The organism is Paenibacillus cymbidii, from assembly GCF_004764705.1.
GTDB classification, from domain to species: domain Bacteria; phylum Bacillota; class Bacilli; order Paenibacillales; family NBRC-103111; genus Paenibacillus_AN; species Paenibacillus_AN cymbidii.
The window spans coordinates 224625-242562 of the sequence record NZ_SHLX01000008.1 but is presented as its reverse complement, the minus strand read 5'-3'; the positions used below and the strand labels follow the sequence as shown (position 1 = coordinate 242562).

At 55.3% G+C, this 17938-nt stretch carries 16 protein-coding genes; 13 read left to right on the top strand and 3 right to left on the bottom strand.

Translation table 11 applies throughout. From position 1 onward, the window contains the following. The first annotated feature begins 7 nt into the window (after positions 1–7). The 4 genes from EXY20_RS13565 to EXY20_RS13550 are packed head-to-tail and all read left to right on the top strand — an operon-like array spanning position 8 to position 3528. Positions 8–787: an ABC transporter permease gene (locus EXY20_RS13565; protein WP_135551838.1), complete on the top strand. Its 780-nt coding sequence runs from the start codon at positions 8–10 to the stop codon at positions 785–787. Positions 788–818: 31 nt separating this feature from the next. Then, a complete protein-coding gene (locus EXY20_RS13560) occupies positions 819–1847 on the top strand; it encodes an ABC transporter substrate-binding protein (RefSeq protein ID WP_135551836.1) in 1029 nt (342 codons plus the stop codon). 21 nt (positions 1848–1868) lie between these two features. Further along, positions 1869–2651: an ABC transporter ATP-binding protein gene (locus EXY20_RS13555; protein WP_135551833.1), complete on the top strand. Its 783-nt coding sequence runs from the start codon at positions 1869–1871 to the stop codon at positions 2649–2651. Positions 2652–2679: 28 nt separating this feature from the next. Continuing rightward, entirely contained in the window at positions 2680–3528 is an 849-nt protein-coding gene (locus tag EXY20_RS13550) for a sulfurtransferase (protein WP_135551831.1), read from the top strand. Positions 3529–3676: 148 nt separating this feature from the next. Here EXY20_RS13550 and EXY20_RS13545 read toward each other — a convergent pair whose 3' ends face one another. Then, complete coding sequence (locus EXY20_RS13545) at positions 3677–4060, bottom strand: iron chaperone (protein WP_135551829.1); 384 nt, start codon at positions 4058–4060, stop codon at positions 3677–3679. Positions 4061–4493: 433 nt separating this feature from the next. On the opposite strand from EXY20_RS13545, the gene EXY20_RS13540 reads away from it, so the two are divergent. After that, positions 4494–5024, top strand: coding sequence for a VOC family protein (locus tag EXY20_RS13540; RefSeq protein ID WP_135551827.1), 531 nt, complete (start codon positions 4494–4496; stop codon positions 5022–5024). A gap of 414 nt (positions 5025–5438) precedes the next feature. Here EXY20_RS13540 and EXY20_RS13535 read toward each other — a convergent pair whose 3' ends face one another. Next, the gene (locus tag EXY20_RS13535) at positions 5439–6353 is read right to left on the bottom strand and encodes an AraC family transcriptional regulator (protein ID WP_167859212.1); all 915 of its coding nucleotides are present in this window, start codon (positions 6351–6353) and stop codon (positions 5439–5441) included. Positions 6354–6430: 77 nt separating this feature from the next. On the opposite strand from EXY20_RS13535, the gene EXY20_RS13530 reads away from it, so the two are divergent. After that, complete coding sequence (locus EXY20_RS13530) at positions 6431–7189, top strand: phytanoyl-CoA dioxygenase family protein (RefSeq protein WP_167859211.1); 759 nt, start codon at positions 6431–6433, stop codon at positions 7187–7189. A 455-nt stretch (positions 7190–7644) separates the two neighbouring features. Beyond that, positions 7645–8685: a LamG domain-containing protein gene (locus tag EXY20_RS13525; protein WP_135551821.1), complete on the top strand. Its 1041-nt coding sequence runs from the start codon at positions 7645–7647 to the stop codon at positions 8683–8685. A gap of 34 nt (positions 8686–8719) precedes the next feature. Here the strand turns inward: EXY20_RS13525 and EXY20_RS13520 are convergent, their stop codons facing one another. Beyond that, positions 8720–11254 (bottom strand): LuxR C-terminal-related transcriptional regulator, encoded by a 2535-nt coding sequence (locus EXY20_RS13520; RefSeq protein ID WP_135551819.1) that lies wholly within the window; start codon positions 11252–11254, stop codon positions 8720–8722. 185 nt (positions 11255–11439) lie between these two features. Here EXY20_RS13520 and EXY20_RS13515 point away from each other — a divergent pair, with 185 nt between their 5' ends. The 6 genes from EXY20_RS13515 (at position 11440) to EXY20_RS13490 (ending at position 17883) form a co-directional block, all read left to right on the top strand. Next, positions 11440–12396 carry a phosphatidylinositol-specific phospholipase C/glycerophosphodiester phosphodiesterase family protein gene (locus EXY20_RS13515; protein ID WP_135551817.1) on the top strand — a complete coding sequence of 319 codons (957 nt, stop codon included), beginning with the start codon at positions 11440–11442 and terminating at the stop codon, positions 12394–12396. Between the two features lie 23 nt (positions 12397–12419). After that, complete coding sequence (locus EXY20_RS13510) at positions 12420–13118, top strand: response regulator transcription factor (protein ID WP_135551815.1); 699 nt, start codon at positions 12420–12422, stop codon at positions 13116–13118. Further along, positions 13093–14400 carry a HAMP domain-containing sensor histidine kinase gene (locus EXY20_RS13505; RefSeq protein ID WP_235885828.1) on the top strand — a complete coding sequence of 436 codons (1308 nt, stop codon included), beginning with the start codon at positions 13093–13095 and terminating at the stop codon, positions 14398–14400. The genes EXY20_RS13510 and EXY20_RS13505 overlap by 26 nt, the downstream gene beginning before the upstream one ends. A 41-nt stretch (positions 14401–14441) precedes the next feature. Beyond that, entirely contained in the window at positions 14442–15383 is a 942-nt protein-coding gene (locus EXY20_RS13500; protein WP_135551813.1) for a helix-turn-helix transcriptional regulator, read from the top strand. Between the two features lie 64 nt (positions 15384–15447). Then, positions 15448–15999, top strand: coding sequence for a GyrI-like domain-containing protein (locus EXY20_RS13495; RefSeq protein ID WP_167859210.1), 552 nt, complete (start codon positions 15448–15450; stop codon positions 15997–15999). Between the two features lie 162 nt (positions 16000–16161). Beyond that, positions 16162–17883: a DUF2207 domain-containing protein gene (locus EXY20_RS13490; protein WP_167859209.1), complete on the top strand. Its 1722-nt coding sequence runs from the start codon at positions 16162–16164 to the stop codon at positions 17881–17883. The last annotated feature ends 55 nt before the right edge of the window (positions 17884–17938 follow it).

Sequence of the window (17938 nt, the reverse complement as noted above, 5' to 3'; positions counted from 1 at the left end):
AAAACGCATGGGCAATCAAAACTCATCCGGGCGCTACGGCTGGACGCTTGCCGGGCAAATCGCGCTGCTCCTGCTCGTACTGGGCCTGTGCGAATGGCTCGTCGCGAGCGGCACGGTCGGCATGCTGTATTTGTCCCGGCCGACCAAAATTGTCGAGGAAATCGTCAAGCTGTTTGCGGACGGCACGATTTTTCCGAATTTATGGACGACGCTGAAGGAATTCGCTTTTGGCTACGTCATTTCGGCGGTCGCCGGCGTGGCCGTTGGGCTGGCGCTGGTGCTGGTGCCCGGGGCGGAGCGGTTTTTCCAGCCGTTCCTCTCCTCGCTGATGGCGATTCCGAAGGTAACGATCATTCCGCTGCTGATGCTCTGGCTCGGCATCGGGCAGACGCATAAAGTGGCGATCATCATCCTGTTCTGCTTCTTTACGGTGGCGTACAACACGATCACCGGCGTCAAACAGACGCAGGACAATCATCTGAAAGTGGCGCGCGTATTCGAGGCCTCGCAGCTGCAGCTTGTGACGAAGGTCATTCTTCCGTCGGCGGCGCCGACCATCTTCGTCGGTTTGCGCGTATCCGCGGCAACGGGGCTTGTCGGGGCGCTGTACGGGGAAATGATCGCGTCGAAAAACGGGCTCGGCAACTTGCTGGTCAAAGCGACGTCGCTTTACGATACGGCGCAAGCTTTTGCCATTATCACGATCGTGACGGTCGTATCGGTGCTGATTATTTGGCTGATCGACCTGCTGGAGAAAAAAGTGTTTCTGAAATGGAAATCATCTTGAACAATTCGACCGAAGCGGGGGAGTAAGCGCGATGAAACGATGGGGATGGAAAACGACAACGGTGGCGGCACTTATTTTGACGACGGTGCTGGCGGGCTGCGGCGCCAAGGATAAACCGGCGAACGGCGCCGGTGGCAGCGCGAGCCCATCCGGCGGCTCGGCGAAACCGGCGCAATCGGCGCAGCCGCTGCAAAAAATTCGCTACGCGGCGTTCGCCGGCGTAAGCGGGTTGGCGGTGCAATTCGGCAATGAAAAAGGCTTTTTCAAGGAAGAAGGGCTCGACGTCGAGTTCGTCGTCAACCAGGACCCGATTGCGGGGTTGACGAGTAAGGATATCGACATCGCCGATATTGCCACCACATCGGCGATCATCGCCGCCGGCAAAGGCGCGCCGATCAAAATCGTGTCGTCGATGTTCCGCACGAAAGGCCCGTTCTACCTGATCGGGGCGCCGGGCATCAACAGCATCGCCGATCTGAAGGGGAAAAAAGTCGGCGCCGCCGCTTTCGGCAGCGGGCTCGACGTGTACACCCAAACGATTCTGAAGAAAAACGGGCTTGGCAAAAACGATGTCACCCTGATCGCCAACGGCGTCAACGACGCGGCGTTCGCCAGCCTGACGAGCGGGCAGGTCGACGCAACGATCATTCACGAGCCGTTCGCGTCGCTCGCCGAAATTACCGGCAAAGGCAAGCTGCTGGCCAAAGGCTGGGACTACTTGCCGAATTTCCACACCGGCGTGCTGATCTCGCGCAACGATTACATCGAGAAGCATCCGGACGGGGTCGAGAAGCTGCTGCGGGCGTATTTCAAGTCGCAGGAATATGCGAAGAGCCATCTGGACGAGTACAAAGCTTACTTCCTGTCGAAAATCAAAATCGATCCGGCGGCGGTGGATAAGGCGTTCGAACGCGAGCTTGTGCTGTGGGAGAACGTGCCGAACGTAGACAAACAGTCGCTGCTGGAAACGCAGCAAATTCAGAAGGATCTTGGCTTCCAGGACCAAATTTACGACGTGGACAAAATCCTCGATCTGCGCTTTATTCCGAAAAAGAACTGACGATGTGACGAGGTGCGCGTTATGGCGGGATTTGCAATCATGGGTGTGTCCAAAGTGTTCGCGGGCAGCGGCGGCACCGCGGCGGTCGAGACGCTGCGCGATATCGAGCTGACGATTGAGGATGGCGAATTTCTCTGCATCCTCGGGCCGAGCGGCTGCGGCAAAAGCACGCTGCTGGAAATATTGGCCGGCCTGCAGACGGCAAGCCGCGGCGAAGTGACGTTCGACGGCAAGCCTCTGCGCGGAACGGGGAAGGAGCGCGGCGTCGTATTTCAGGATCCGTCGCTCTACCCGTGGCGGACGGTTGCCCAGAACGTCGAGCTGGGGCTCGAAATCCGCGGCGCGTCCCGGGCGGAGCGGCGAACCGAAGCGCTGCGTTATCTCGAGCTCGTTGGCTTGCGCGGCTTCGAGCACAAGTATCCGCACCAGCTGTCGGGCGGCATGCGGCAGCGCGCCGGCATTGCCCGGGCGCTGGCGAACCGGCCGGAAGTGCTGTTGATGGATGAGCCGTTCGGCGCTGTCGATCATTTGACCCGGCTGCAGCTGCAGGACGACTTGCTGACGATTTGGTCGGGGGAGCGGAAGACGGTCGTTTTCGTCACGCACGACGTGTCGGAAGCCGTTTACCTCGGGGACCGGGTCGTACTGCTGTCGCCGCGGCCGGGGCGGATCAACCGGGTGTTTCCGGTGCGGCACAAGCGTCCGCGCAAGCGGGACGACGTGGAACTGCTGCACATTCAGCATGAAATTTACGCGGCGATTCATGAAGTGAAAACGCAGCAGGATTTGGAATTTACGATTTAGATGACGGGAGAGAGGTGCTGATAGAGGCATGGCGAATTCGAATATTGTATCCGCCGCTTGGGTTCACGAGCGGCTGGCGCAGGACAATCTCGTGCTGGCCGACGTCCGGTTTTCGCCGAAGGATGGGCAGCATGGCATCCGGGCGTACGAGCAGGGACATTTGCCGGGAGCGGTGTTTGTCGATTTTAAGGGCGATCTGACGGACCCGGCGCAGGAGCATGGGGGGCGCAGTCCGCTGCCATCGCCGGAGCGGCTGGCCGCGCGGTTCGGCGCGCTTGGCATCGACCGTTCCACGCCGGTCGTCGTGTACGAGGACGGCAACGGTCCGGCGGCGGCGCGGTTGTGGTGGGTGCTGAAGTACCTCGGGCACGAGGCCGTGTATGTGTTGGACGACGGCTACCGCGCTTGGGTGGCGGCGGGGTATCCCGTGACGGCGGAGCGGCCGGAGCCGGCGCAACGTCTGTTCGTGCCGCAGGTGCGAAGCGAACTGCTGGTCGGCATGGACGACGTGCGCGCGGTTTCCGGCCGCGCCTCGGGCGGCACGGCGCTCGTCGACTCGCGTGACGCGAACCAGTACAAGGGGGCGGAGGCGCCGTTCGATCCGGTTGCCGGGCATATTCCCGGCGCGGTGAATTACTTCTGGAAGGATGCGCTGGCGGAAGACGGCGGCTGGCTGCCGACGGAGCGGCTCCAGGAGCGGTTCGCGGGGCTGGCCGACGCGGAGGAAGTGATCGTCTACTGCGGTTCGGGCATCTCCGCCTGCCCGAATGTGCTCGCGCTGACGGAAGCGGGTTTTCGCAACGTTAAGCTGTATGCGGGAAGTTGGAGTGATTGGATTAGCTACAAGGATAACCCGATTGTTACAGGAGAAGAGTAGGAGCCGTTAATATGGATCGCTCCACTCAAAATGGATGCAAAAAACCGCCATGCGGCGGTATATTATAAGGTCGATAAATCTAAGTGGACAAATTATATTTTCATAACATAAATAGACATTACACCGGGCTAAGGTACCACGGTTTTAGTCACTTTTTCTTTTTCTTATTTTCAGATTCGATGTTTTCATTAGCCCGATACTTTGCCATTTCGCCAATGAGTTCTAACGGGAGCGGCTTGTCCATCGGAAACTGGACGGTTGTCTTGGACATTTGATACGGCAATAAATGTTCTTTGAACACTTCAAACACCTTAAATGGGGGTGGAAATGAGATAGAGTAATGACTTTTATACGCAGAGTAGTAAATGAGCATGCCATGGTATTTAAATGCAGGCAATTGATAGCTTAGCACTTCTTCTGCCTGCGGCACGGATTTTTTTATCGTGTCACGGATACTTGCTAGCCCATGCTGAATGTCCTCTGAAAAAGACGTAAAATACGCCCCAACCGTTTCGAATTTTTCGTTTGCCACTTGGAACCATCTCCTATTCAATGACCGATAAGCTTCATCAAGTGGAATTATATCAAATTTAGATGAGAACGCATACAACTTTATGTAACTCTTGCATTAAGCAAACAACTGCCAACAACTTGCAAACAATAACAACCCAGCCAATTCATCCTTTAGGGTGCTGCCTTGCTTCACCAGGCCTTTTGTTAGCGTTCCAATTGATTGCTTATGCTGCCGCAGGCGACAGGAATGCGTTAGCGCAACTGATCAAGGCTTACAGGCAGAAAGCGGAGTTGAGGGCTTGTGACATTTTGCGAGCCGACGTTGGCTGTGAATACGCGATGAAAATGATGAACCGATAACAAAGTTGATAAAAAATGACATAGGAATTATGTATTCCTATGATAAAATTGTGTAGAAACGCACGAACAGTGTATTGTTCGGGGTGATAAACATGAGCCAAAATGCAAGAATGCGTTCGACGGAACGCGATCGAGGGAAGAACTCCGAAGGTTATAAGCCCAGCCTTGTTCCGAATGCATTCAAATTGCTTCACTTTAACCAAAGTAAGGAGGAAGCGAATATGGCGGAGCAAATGAACAACGTGACTAATCGAATGGAGAATAGGTTGATCGAATACGTAGATCATGTTCAGTTACCTGTAAACGATATTGAAAAAGGAACCGAGTGGTACTCCAAAGTGCTTGGATTGGAGGTTATGGCCCCGGGATGGTTAAAATTTAATCAGGGACCGCTACTGATGCTTCATCATAGTAGTAAAAACACGAAAGTTTCATGGTTATCGGAAGATGATTTTCCAATGCCTGCTTTTATGTTTTTGACCAAAAATATTGAAGCATTGCACGCCGCATTAACCGAGGACAATTCGATGATCAGAATGTACCAAGATGAAGGCTTTGGTTGGGTAATTAAGTTCGTGGATCCGTTTGGGAATGAATTAGGCGCGTATGAACCGAAAGAATAGGGGTAAGTAACCTGTCTCATCCCTTTTTGGGCCTTTATGTAAAAAGCTTGTAAATCAGGTCCAAGAACCCCGGAGCCAGCCACAGTCCAGAATATTGCGCATTAAAAAAGACCGTCCGGGAACCGGGCGGTCACGAAATGCTCCGCTTTTCTCGCATGAAATACTCCCGCTAAACACTACTTGTCGCGTTTCCTCTAAATGACTCCGATAGCGGCTTTTATCTACCCTTTTGCGATCTTGAAGCTTTGCGGGAATGTCCAACCGAATCGCGGCATCGTTCAACGCCAAGGCTGTCCGGGCAATGCTATATTATGGTTGACTTCGCAGGAAAGGAGTGTAAAAGTCCGGTGAATAAGGGTCACCCTCGGGAGAGGAATGTTGCTTATCCCGATCCATGAGTTATTCAACCTCTTACTAAAACACGTGCAGCGATTTGCGGTATTCCGACGGCGATAATCCAATCGCTTTATGGAACAGCCGGCTGAAGTAGTGCAGATCGCAATAACCGACGCGCCTGCCGATCGTTTCCACCTTCATGTCGGTTTCCCGAAGCAGTCGTTTCGCCTCCTGCAGTCGAAGATGCTGCAAATAGTGGAACGGTGTTGTTCCGAATGCCAACTTAAACAGCTTGGGCACATAATCTTCATGCATGTTCAAGATCCGGGCCATTCGCTCGTTCGTCCAGGGCTCGTGATAGGACAGCTCCATCTTGCCGGCGAGCTCGGACAGCTGCTCCTTGTACTTGGCGTTCGGGCTCAAGAGTCGTTGGCGATCCCGCTCCTTCCAGAGCAGTGCAAACAATTGCAGCAACAGCCCTCGGCTGCTGATCGGATAAGTAGGAGACTGGTTGTGATACTCGTTCACAATCGCGTCCAACAACAATTCCGATTGTCCGGAGAGAGACATGGCAGTTCGGGCCGGGAATGGAGCAACACCGTCGATGATCGGCTCGGCTCCGAATCGGATATCCCGCACATTCCTCTCGTTGACCGTAATATCTTCCGGGAGAAAGGGTGCCGTCTCGGAAAAATAGTCGAAATGTATGCCGATATAGTAAACGTTCTGCGGGGATGCGACCCAAGTTTCATGCCACACGCCCGCAGGAAAATAAACCATCGTCCTTTCGGGGACGGCCACCGGCTCGTTCGCATCGATGGAGACGTGAAGCTCGCCTTGCAGCACGTAACATAAGAAGAAGTCGTAAATGCGTCGTTTGATTCGAAAATCGGGTGGAAGCGGTGCCCGGACAGCCAAATGCAAGCTTGGCGCGAGCTCGAAATAAGAGGTCAATTTTTGGCGGGGGAAGGCAGAATTATCGATTGCGGTCATGTTCAACATGCCTTTCGCGTACAAATTTCGAACTCTATTTGCAGTATACAATGATAACAGGAACCGGAGGAACTGCAATGACCTCATTGTTGTCGCATATCGATCAGTTTCATCAGGATGGCTATACCGTATTTCGCCAGGCGCTTTCGCAGGACATGCTGCAGGCAGTCGGGAAACAGGTGGAGCAAGCTTTCGAGGAGGAATCCGATCCGGCATACAGCCCAATCGTGCGCGCACGCATGTTCGAGCGAGGAGGAGCATTGCTGGAACTGACGGAAGTGTCGCCGATCGCCGAGTTTGCCGAGGCGGTGCTCGGGCCAAACTGTCACATCATCGCGATGAACGCGCTTCGCACCCCGAAGGGGACGGGGGTGGACGGCTGGCACGTTGATGACGAGCTGATCTTCCCTTTGCCGGGTGAAGTGGAATGGGATGAGCGTGTGCAAGTTCCGCCAATCTTTTTCAATTGCCTGTATTCACTCGTCGATGTGAACGAGGACAACGGCCCGACCCAAGTAGTCCCTGGCAGTCATCGCAGCGGAAGGAAGCCGAACGCGACGGCTGATGCGCCGCCCAACTACAAGGGTCAAGGCCCGGTCAGTCTGTTGACCAAGGCCGGGGATTGCGTCATCTTCAGCTCTCAATTGTGGCATCGCGGTGCTCGTAACGAAAGCGACACCACGCGGCTCGTACAAGGCGTCACCTACGGCAGAAGATGGGTGTCGCAACGGTTCTACCCGTTCGTGGGCTATGTGATGCCGCAGCACATTGTTGATGTGCTCAATCCTCGGCAGCGGCGGCTGCTCGGCTTCCACCAACACGGACCTTACGGCTAAACAACTATTTTCTGTGCAGCGATTAAGTTAGCGTTATCTCGTTGACATCTCGGAATATGAGCGTAAAATAGCCCATGAAAAATGGCCTATTTGCCTCCTATTGCCCGGCCCGCCTGCAATAGTGAAAACACTGGTTATTTACCCCAGATTGCCTTCAAATCGGCCTTTCAAGCGAAATAGCCAGTGATTTCGCTGGTTATTTTGAAGAGGCCGCCCGTTTTTGGAGAAATAGGCTAGAAAACATGGCTTATTTGGCAGGGTGCTAATTGGCGGTTGGGGGGATGGCGCGCATGAAGCAACGTGTCTGCTCCATGCCAGGCGATCCTCCCTCACAAGGTCAACTTTCCCGGTGAAGCAGCACCTTAAAGGAATTTCGACGCGGATACCGAATATTATCCGGATGTTTTAACAAGGCTTGTAAAATATCAGCCTGCCATTTCCAATGGAGGTGTCGTATGAAGCGGATACAGTGGAACATGACGGACGATTTGGAGCAATTCGAATGGGAAGGAACCGGGGCCAGGCTGGAAATTTGGGATGGCCAGGAGGCGTTGCGTCTGGAAGGCTTTCATACCGTGCCGGTTTTGCTGCGCGAATCGCTTCCGTTTGACAGCTTTCGGTTGCAGGCGGAAGTTTGCATTCCCGGTTCGGAAGGTTTTATCGGTCTGGCGTTTGGCGCGCGCGACAGGGAAAATTACGAGTTGGTTTATTGGTGGCCCGGCACCGATACCGAACCCGGAGAAATTCAGTACGATCCGATCATGAACGGGTCCAGCACGTGGCAAATTTACAATGGTCCGGCTTACCAAGCGTCCGCTCCATTCCCGGCTGGCCGGTGGAATACGATCGCCATTGAAGTTCATCCGTATCGGGCGGCGATATTCGTTGGCGACGAGACGGTTCCCCGGCTCACGATCAACCAGTTGCAGCATGGAAAAGCGAACGGCCGGATCGGTGCGTGGGGGAATTTTCCCGGATACATACGCAATATGAGCGTGGAGGAAATCGAACCGTCTTCCTTGCCGGATACGGAACCGATCTTGCGGAAGCCAGTCAACGATTCGTTCGTGACGGAATGGGAAGTTTCGGAGCCCTACAATCCCGAGGAACACAGTGAGTACACCGGGATATGGAGGAAGGCGGTCGTAGAAGAAAACGGATGCCTGAACCTGAATCGGCTGTATGCCGCCGAGAGTAAGGGGAATGTTGTCCAGGCGAGAGCTTCGTTCGTACTGGCGGACGAAAGGGAAACGACTTTGTCTTGCGGGTACAGCGATCGGATTAAGCTTTGGATCAACGATCGGGAAGTTTATACGGGGACTACCGTATGGGATCCGCCGCAGAGCGACGGGCGAATTCGGGCGAACCAAGCTTCGTTTCCCGTTCGATGGAACGCGGGGAGAAACACGATTCGGGCGGAAATAACGAATTTGGAAGGCATGTTCGGCTGGGGGACCGTCGTCCAAACCGGGATCGCCGATTTCGCCAACGAATGAATCAAACAGAGCCCTCCCCGGGCTCTGTTTCCGTTTATCCCTTGTCCATTGCCGCGAACATTTGCACCACAGATTTGCGACTTTTCAGCCCCAGTTTGCGGTAAATGTTTTTGCAGTGCGTTTTGACTGTCTCCAAACGGATGGACAGCTCTGCCGCCACGACGGCATTCGATTTGCCCGCGATCAACGCTTGCAGCACCTTGTATTCCTTGGCCGTCAGCTTCTGCTCGGCGAAACGGTCCTTGTTGGCGAACAATTCCTGCTCGTTGTACAGGCGCGACAATTGTTTCAAATAGGCAGCGGTTTCCGGCAAAGTGGAAGGTTTCCGGAGCTGCAGCGTTTTCTCCAGAAGCTGGAGCAAAGGCTCGACATCCTCCCAATCGTTCAGGAACAGCCTCATATACGTTTCTTTTCGGCCGATTTCCGTCGCATTTTCCAGCCGCAGCAGCGCGGTGCCCCTGTCCCCGCTCCCTTCGTAGAGAAGCGCCAGCAGCATGTTGATTTCGGCCACATAATAATGCAGATACCACGCTTCGGCAACATGCAGCAGCCGCTCGCCGAACGCGATGCCTTGCCGGTACTGGTCAAGGAAGCGGCAGGAGCGGATCAGCGTCACGTATTCAAACATGCGGCCAATGTCGAGGCTGGTGTCGGCGCCTGGCGCTGCAAGTTGCCGCCACCGATTCACCCGGTTCGTTTCGCCGGCCTTCATATGCAGTTGAGCCTGGCATGCGTCCAGCACGGCTTGTCCTTTATCCCCGATCTGCAGCGGAATCAGCCGCCGGGTTTCCTCCAGCAATATTTGGGCGGCCTGATGTTCGCCCCGGAACCATTTCAACTGAATGAGCGCGATGGAAGCCGGGAGAACGATCCCGGTATTCTGCAGATCGATGCCGATCCGGCGGCCGCTGAGCAGCGATTGTTCCGCACGGATCAACTGATTGCGTTCGTAATAACACTCGCCCAATAACGTATGGATTATGCCAAGCCCTTGATTGACCCCGCTCCACAGCGGTTCGGCATAACCGTAAATTTCAATCGATTGATCGATGGCCCCCCAATAACCGACGCTGCTTCGCAGCAGCGAGCTTCCGCACGGATCGAATAAGTTGGCGTGGGCGTACAAATACCCCGGCCCGTTCAACAACGAAGCGGCTTCGTGCATAAGCGCGATGCCGCGCTCCGAGTCCCGCCGCATCAGATGGATGCGGGAACGGATGGTCGCCAAGTATCCCCGCAAGTTTTCGCCCGTAGGAGCAAAAACGACGGTTTCCTCCGTCAGATGCGGCTCCAGTTGATTCAGCACCGTCTCCGCCGCGGCGATGCGATGTTCGGCCGTCAATATCCACGCATAGAACATCGCGAGCGATGGCCGGCGGTTCAACTCCGCTGCCGGGAATTGTTCCATCAGCCGGATGAGTGCCGGCGCCGGGCAGACGACCGTGGCAGCGACATCCGCCAGCAGCAAAGCCGCAGCGCGCTCATAGTCCGGCACTTGCAGCGCGTGCTGCGCCGCTTCCGCAAGGGAGCCGCTGCGCTCCGACCAGCGGCTGATCTGTACGTGCAAGCCGGCGATGTCGGCGGCGCTGGCCGTCTGGTGGAGGCGCGTGCGCAGAAACTGCAGCACCAGCGGATGGTAGCGGTAAAAGCCGTTGTTGTCTTGCGTCAGAAACATATTTTTTCGCAGGAGCCGTTCGATCATTTCGCCCGCAGGCGCATTTTCGTTCAACAGCACCCCCAGCTCATAATCGAAAAAATCGGGGAGCGACGTTCGCTGCATAAAACGCTGAAGCTCTTCCGGCAGTTGAAGCAATACGTGGTCGAGCAGAAAAACGTGCATTTCCGCCGCGAGGGCGGCTATCGCCGCTTGTTCGTCAATCAACTCCGCCCGGCTGCCGTCGAGCAATGAAACGTAGCGCTCCAGCGCCAGCGGCCAGCCTTTTGCCAAACGGTCCAGCCGATCCAGATCGGCGGCGGCAAGCGGACGGCGGGTACGATTGCGCACGAATTGCCCCGTTTCCTCGGCGTTCAGCCGCAAGTGTTCCTGCGTCAAGACGAAAGGGCCGGGATACAGGACGTGAAGATTCGGGTAGAAGGGAAGCGGTTCCCTGCTGGCGATCCGGATGCGCACGTTCGGGCCTGCATGGAGAATGAGCGACTCGAAAGCGGCATGGACGGAAGGCTCGGCAATCGCTTCATAACGATCGAACAACAGAATCCAGCCTTCGGTTTCCGCCGATTGAAGCGTATCCGCAATTTCGTCCAGGATCCGCCGAACCGGAGTATCGGATGTTACGGTCCGGGCTTCGCCTTTGGACGAGAGCAGCTCCGTCAGCAGCCTGGCAAATAACCGGCCCGGTTCGTTGTCTCCCTCATCCAACAAAAGCCGAACGACAATGCCGTCAACACCTGGCGAAAGAGCCCATTTTTGCAGAAGCGCCGTTTTGCCATATCCGGTCGGAGCGATCAGAGCCAGCAGCGGGCGATACGATTCCCGGTTCATCAGATCGAGACAACGGCGGGGCGGGATACAATCGGCCGACGATGAGCCCGGCTTCATTCGCTGCATAGCTTACCTCCGTAAGGCTGATTTGGACAGTCATTCCCTCCATTATAACGGGAAGAAGCAGATGAATCATCGTCCCAAAGAGGGATGCCGGCCTTTCTTCATAAATTCCTTCGTTTTTTCCCCGCCTGCTCTTCATGACCGGTTGATAAGATGCCTTCATCGGGAAACGAGAGGAGGATGGCGTCATGAAGAGGAGCCGCTATGTTGCCGGCATGGCGCTCATTGCGATCGGGTTCGCCATGATCGTCAGTTTCGGGTTCGGAGGGGAAAGCAGCGGTTATGCCGCTGCCGTTGACGAAGCGGGCTGGATGAACCATCGCATGATCGCCCATGCGATGGGATCGATCGATGGAAAAGCATACACAAATTCGTATGAAGCGTTCATGACCAACTATAATAGAGGTTACCGGCTGTTTGAGGTCGATTTGACGATGACGTCGGATGGCGAAATCGCAGCGAGACACGACTGGACGCACGCGATGCAGCCCGGTTTGCCTGCGGGAGCCGGCGAGACGCCGACGTTGTCGCAGTTCAAACAAGCCCGAATCTATGGGAAGTATCAACCGTTATCCTGGAAGGATATAATAACCCTCATGGCCAAGTACCCGGACGTGTATGTCGTCGTCGACGCGAAAGAAACGGATCTTCCACTCCTGTCCCAACTTTTCGCTACGATGATCGCGGATGCGGCTGTTGTGGATCCTGCGATTTTGCAGCGTGTCGTTCCCGAAATTTTTACTCCTGAGATGTACACAGTCGTGATGGCCGAGATTCCGTTTCCGCACTTCCTGTATTCGTTGTACCGGACGCATGCTTCCGCTGACAGCATCGTGGCGTTTGTGAAAGATCGTCAAATAACGGCGGTCGCCATGCCCGTATCGCGAACTGTCGTCAGCCCGACACTGCTTCATCGGTTAAACAAGCTCGGTGTCAAAAGTTACGTTCATACGGTCAACAATCCCGTGATGATGCGTTGGCTGCAGAAAGCCGGTGCTTACGGGTTCTATACGGAGGAGTCGCGCGGGCCTGACGCGCTGCTTGCCATGCTGGATAACGGACAGCGCGGCGAAGCAATGCTGCTGCTGGGCATGGGATTTGTTTGCGGCAGACTGCTGCGAAAACGCAAGCAGGCGGCTGCCTGATTCAAAAAGAGAAGGTGACGCAGATGCCGAATAATAACGTTCTGGTCGTCGACGACGAACCGGAAATCCGGGAAGCCCTGATCATTTACCTGAAGAGCGAGGGCATTCATGTATTCGCCGCGGCAAGCGGCGCGGAAGCGCTCGATATTTTGGAGCGCGAGACGATCCACCTTATTATTATGGATGTCATGATGCCGCAAATGGACGGGATTAAAGCGACCTTCAAAATCCGGGAAACGCGCAACATCCCGATTATGATGCTGTCCGCCAAATCCGAGGATACCGATAAAATCATGGGTCTCAATATCGGTGCGGACGACTACATGACGAAACCGTTCAACCCGATGGAGTTGATTGCCAGAGTGCGCTCGCAGCTTCGCAGGTATACGAACCTGGGGGCAGCCGAGTCCGCCCGGCGCGACCGAATCGTCATTAAAGGGCTCGTGCTGGACCGAGACATGAAAATGGTAAGCGTAGACGACGATGAAGTCAGATTGACGCCCAAAGAGTATAAAATACTGGAACTGCTGATGGAAAACAAGGGCAGGGTGTTCTCCATAGAAGAAATTTATGACAAAGTATGGAATGAACCGTTTTATTTATCGGAAAATACGGTCGCCGTCCACATCCGCAACATTCGCGAAAAAATCGAAATCAACCCGAAAGAGCCGAAATATTTGAAGGTGGTGTGGGGCATTGGTTATAAAATCGATCCGAAATAACCATCCGCTGCGCCGCGTACCGCTCGACATTCGTGTTGCGGCTTGCGCTGCCGTTTGGTGGTTCGTCATTGCCCGGATAGCAGACTTGCGGTTTTCCGTCTACCGGACCAGTTATTTATTTCGCGACGTCATGGAAGGTTTGCTCTGGCTGGCCTTAGGGGTTGCCGCGCTATTCGCGGGCCATTTGCTCGTCAGCGCTTCGACGCTGCGGGAGCAGTGGCGGCGCAGCTATGTACGCCAATATGTTGACTCGACCTGGAAATATGTATACCTGGAAAAAAATCTTGCCCTTGTAGTTTGCGGATTTGTTTTGTTATCGGCTTGGGCGGGAATTAGCGTGTGGAAGTTGTCCACCTGGCATTATCATGCCGAAGAAAAATGGTATCTTTTATCTGTTGTCGTCTATGTGTTTGTTGTCCTTCCTTATGCCTGGCATTTGATCGGCAAGTTTCACCGGATTCGCCTCGGCGTGGAGGCGGTCGCCGCCGGCCAACTGCAAATGGCGATCGAGGTGAAAGGCAAAGACGCTTTCGCCGCGCTGGCGTCCCGCATCAATAATATGAAGGCCGGGTACCGCGCGGCGCTGGAAGAGCAAATGAAAAGCGAACGGCTGAAGTCCGAGCTCATCACGAACGTATCGCATGACTTGAAGACCCCGCTAACTTCGATTATCAATTATGTCAACCTTCTGAAACAGAAGGACTTGACGCCGGATGAAGCAAGCGCTTACGTCGATGTGCTCGACCGCAAATCGTTGCGGCTCAAAACGTTGATCGACGATTTGTTCGAAGCGTCCAAAATGGCCAGCGGGGCGGTCGAGCTCGACATTCGCCGGATCGACGTTGCGGCGCTGCTGAACCAGACATTGGCCGAATTGGGCGATTCGATCGAAGATATTGCGCCGCTGCTTCGGGTGAATATCGGCAAGCCGCACCTTTACGCCGATCTGGACGGCAACAAAACCCAGCGCGTCTTCGAAAATGTCATCGGCAATGCCAGCAAGTATTCGCTTCCCGGCACGCGCATTTACTTGTCGCTCGAAGAGAAAGGAGAATGGATTGCATTCCGTATCCAAAACACGTCTTCCTACGAAATCGATTTTGCTGCGGAGGAATTGTTCGAGCGGTTCAAACGAGCCGACGAGTCGCGCCATTCCGAAGGATCGGGGCTCGGTCTGGCCATCGCCAAAAGTATCGTAGAACTGCAGGGCGGCCGAATTCGCATCGATATTCAAGGCGATCAATTTACGGTGATGATCGATTTTCCGAAGCATGCGCTATGACGCTGCAGATAACATGCCTGTATATGGGGAGGGGCGGACCGATGAAAATGGAACGACTGTTGGCCATTATTATTTTGCTGCTGAATCGCCGCATCGTGCAAGCGAAGGAGCTCGCGGAACGGTTCGAGGTATCCGTTCGGACGATATACCGCGATATCGAAGCGATCCATGCCGCCGGCATTCCGATCGTCACGTATCAAGGAACGAACGGCGGCATCGGGCTGACGGACGGGTACCGCCTGGATCGCAATGTGCTGACCGACGACGAGCTTGCAACGATCGTCACCGCGCTCAGAAGCATCTCGACCTCTTACGGCAACGAGCAGCATGCCAATCTGGTGGAGAAAATCAACAGCGTCGTCCGGCCCGATTACTCCGAACAGTTCCAACACAAGACAAGCGGCGTGTTGATCGACTACTCGCCCTGGGACGGCAACGAAAGGCTGCAGCCGAAATTGCAGCTGTTGAAGGAAGCGGTGGATAGCTGCTTGATAGTGGAACTGCTCTATTCCGATGCGGACGGGAACGTATCGCGTCGGAGCGTTGAACCGCATACGCTCATATTGAAAGGAAGGCAATGGTATTTGCAAGCTTATTGCCTGGAGAGAGAACAGTTTCGGCTGTTCAAGCTGAACCGGATGAAAGAACTGGAGCTTGTTCCGGGGAGGACATTCATGCGCCGGAAGCTTCCGCCGCGAGAGCTTGAAGATGCCAAGCCGCTTCGGGTGGCAGAGGTCGTCTTGCGTTTCCGGGCCGAAGCGCTTCATCTGGCAGAGGATTTGTTCGGCATCGAAGCGTTGGTTCCGGTGGAGAACGGCAGTTGGCAAGTGAAGAAGGCGTACCCGGAAGACGAATGGTTATACCGGTTCATTCTTGGCCTGGGTCACCATGCCGAGGTGCTGGAGCCCGTCCACCTGCGGGCCATTATCGCCAGTCGCGCCGCGTATATGGCGAATTTATATCGAAACGGACAACCAACCTGACAGAATGCTGTCAAGTTGGTTGTTTTATAATGAATGCATTCCCATACAAGGAGCGATTGACTTAATGAAACAAAACGAATCCAACGATGACAAGGCGCTGTCCGCCGAACCGGCAGCCCGCAACCCAATTCTGCCTGCCCGTATCGAGGAGCGCGCCTCCTTCGCATTAGCCGGCATCAGCGCGGTTACGACCAATGAAGCGGAATGGAGCGGCGCGGGCAAAATCGGCCGCCTGTTTGAACAGTTTTACTCCGCCGACATCAGCGGACAACTGGCGCCATTTGTTCAACAGCCCGGGCTTTACAGCTGCTATTTCAACTATGAACGGGGCGTTGCCGGACATTATGAAGTGATGGTAAGCGTCCATGTGCGAGACGGCTTGCGGGAGCTGCCGGCGGCATCCGTCAAAACGTTTGTTGTTCCCGCTGCGAAATACGCCGTATTCGTGACGGAGAAAGGGCCGATCGTGGAAGGCGTGCAGCGGGCATGGGCAGGAATCTGGCAATGGGCGCAACAATCCGGCTACGAGCGAACCTTTACGGGCGACTTCGAATATTACGGCACGAATCCCGATCCGAACGACGGACAAGTGGAGATTTATATCGCGATACGCTGATTACTCATTGCCCTCGCTGTTGCTCGGCGGGGGCAATACCATATAGAAAAATTTGCCGAAACACGCTATGCTGGATACGACTGCATCCGATACATTTGCCCCGCAATGGCATGTGAGGCGATACAGCGCCCATCATATCGCACCGGAGAGGAATTACCGTCCATGGCTTCGGCAACCCGAATCGTCGTTTTGCTTTTTGTGCTCCTCCTGCCTCTGTTCGCCCAACCCGCCCATGCCGCCGAACGTTCGTACCGGATTGGCCAGGCGGACATTCATGCCCGCATCGACAGCAATGGCGACATGCATGTTGCCGAGGAGGATACTTACCATTTTGCCGGAGCATTCAATGGCATTGTCGTCGATCTGAACCGGTCGAAGTCGGACGGCATCGTTGATTTTCAGGCGTTCGACGTTACCTTGCAACAAGAAATTCCGCTTCGTTCCGAGCTGTCCGGCGACGGCGACAAGCTTCAGTACAAGGTGTACAGCCAGTCGGAGGACGAGTCGAAAGTATTCCGATTCACCTATACGGTCCACAATGTGGTGCAAGTTTACGCGGACACCGCGGAGTTGTACTGGAAGTTTTTTGACGAGGCGAACGCAAGCGAACTGGAGACGGTGACGCTTGCGGTCGATCTTCCCGACGGCGTGGGGCAGGACGAGATCGAGGCGTACGGGCACGGTCCTGGCCAGGGAGCGGTCGAGATCGCAAACAACGGCACTGTGCGGTATCAGGTTACTCCGTTGCCTGCCGGAGAACTTCTGGAAGTGCGGATTTTATTCCCCGATTCCGCCGTGCCCGGCAGCGGCAAAAGAAGCGACGAAGCGATGCTCGAAGCGATCAGGCAGGAGGAACAGGATGCGGCTGCCGCCGACGACGACGATGGAACGGCCAGCGTTTATGGCGCTCTGGCGCTGTTGGTTGTCAATCTGGCGTTCGGGATTTATGCGAAGTTCGGCCGCACGTTCAAGCCGGACTGGGTCGGCAACGGCGATCGTGAGATTCCCGCCGACGTGACGCCCGCCGTTGTCGCCTACCTGATGGAATTCCGCGTCAAACCGCGGGACTTGATGGCCACGCTGGTCGATCTGGTGAGAAAACAGCAGGTGGAGATGCGGCAGGTCAACCGCGGCGCGGCGCGGAACGAAAACAATTACGTCTTCCGGCTACCGGACCGAAGCACGGAGGGGCTGCAGCCGCACGAAACGATGCTGATCGACTGGTTGTTCGGGGAAGTCGGACGCGACGGGAAAGTAACGCTTGCCGGCATTCGCCACCATGCGCGTTATTCCGCGGACGAATTCAGGAAGCGTTGGGCGAAGTGGCAGAATGAAGTCGGACAAGCCGCCAACCGGCTGGAGTATGTCGAAAATCAAACCTGGCTGCCCCGGCTGGTGATCCTTGCCGCAATCGCCGAGTTTTTCGGCTTCTGGTTCGTGGCTCCGGAAGCATGGCGGTGGCTGATGTTTTGCGCGCTCCCGCTGTTTGCCTTCATCCCGAAGAGCAAGCGAAGGACAAGGAGAGGGCAGACCGAATATGCCAAATGGAAAGCGTTCCAGCGTTACTTGCGCCGTGACAGCGCGGTGGCGACGCAGGAACCGTTGGCCGTTCACGAGCAGGGGCGGGAGTTCGTTTACGCCATTCCGCTCGGGGAAGCGAAACGGATGGTCGCCGCCACCCGGGTGAAAATACGCGGGGAAACGACGGAGCGATATATGTTCGACAGTTTATTTTACGCTCACTACGAGTACTGGACCGAGTCGTTCGAAAAGTCAGTCGCTTCGGCGAACCAATCCGACCGTTCTTCGGGAGACTCCTCCGGCGGCACGTTTTCTTCCGGCGGCGGCGCTGGCGGCGGAGGCGGCGGACGCGGCGCTTTTTAGGCAGTACAGGCACGGAAGCCGCTATCGTATGCGGCTTTTTGCTTTTGGCGGGAGC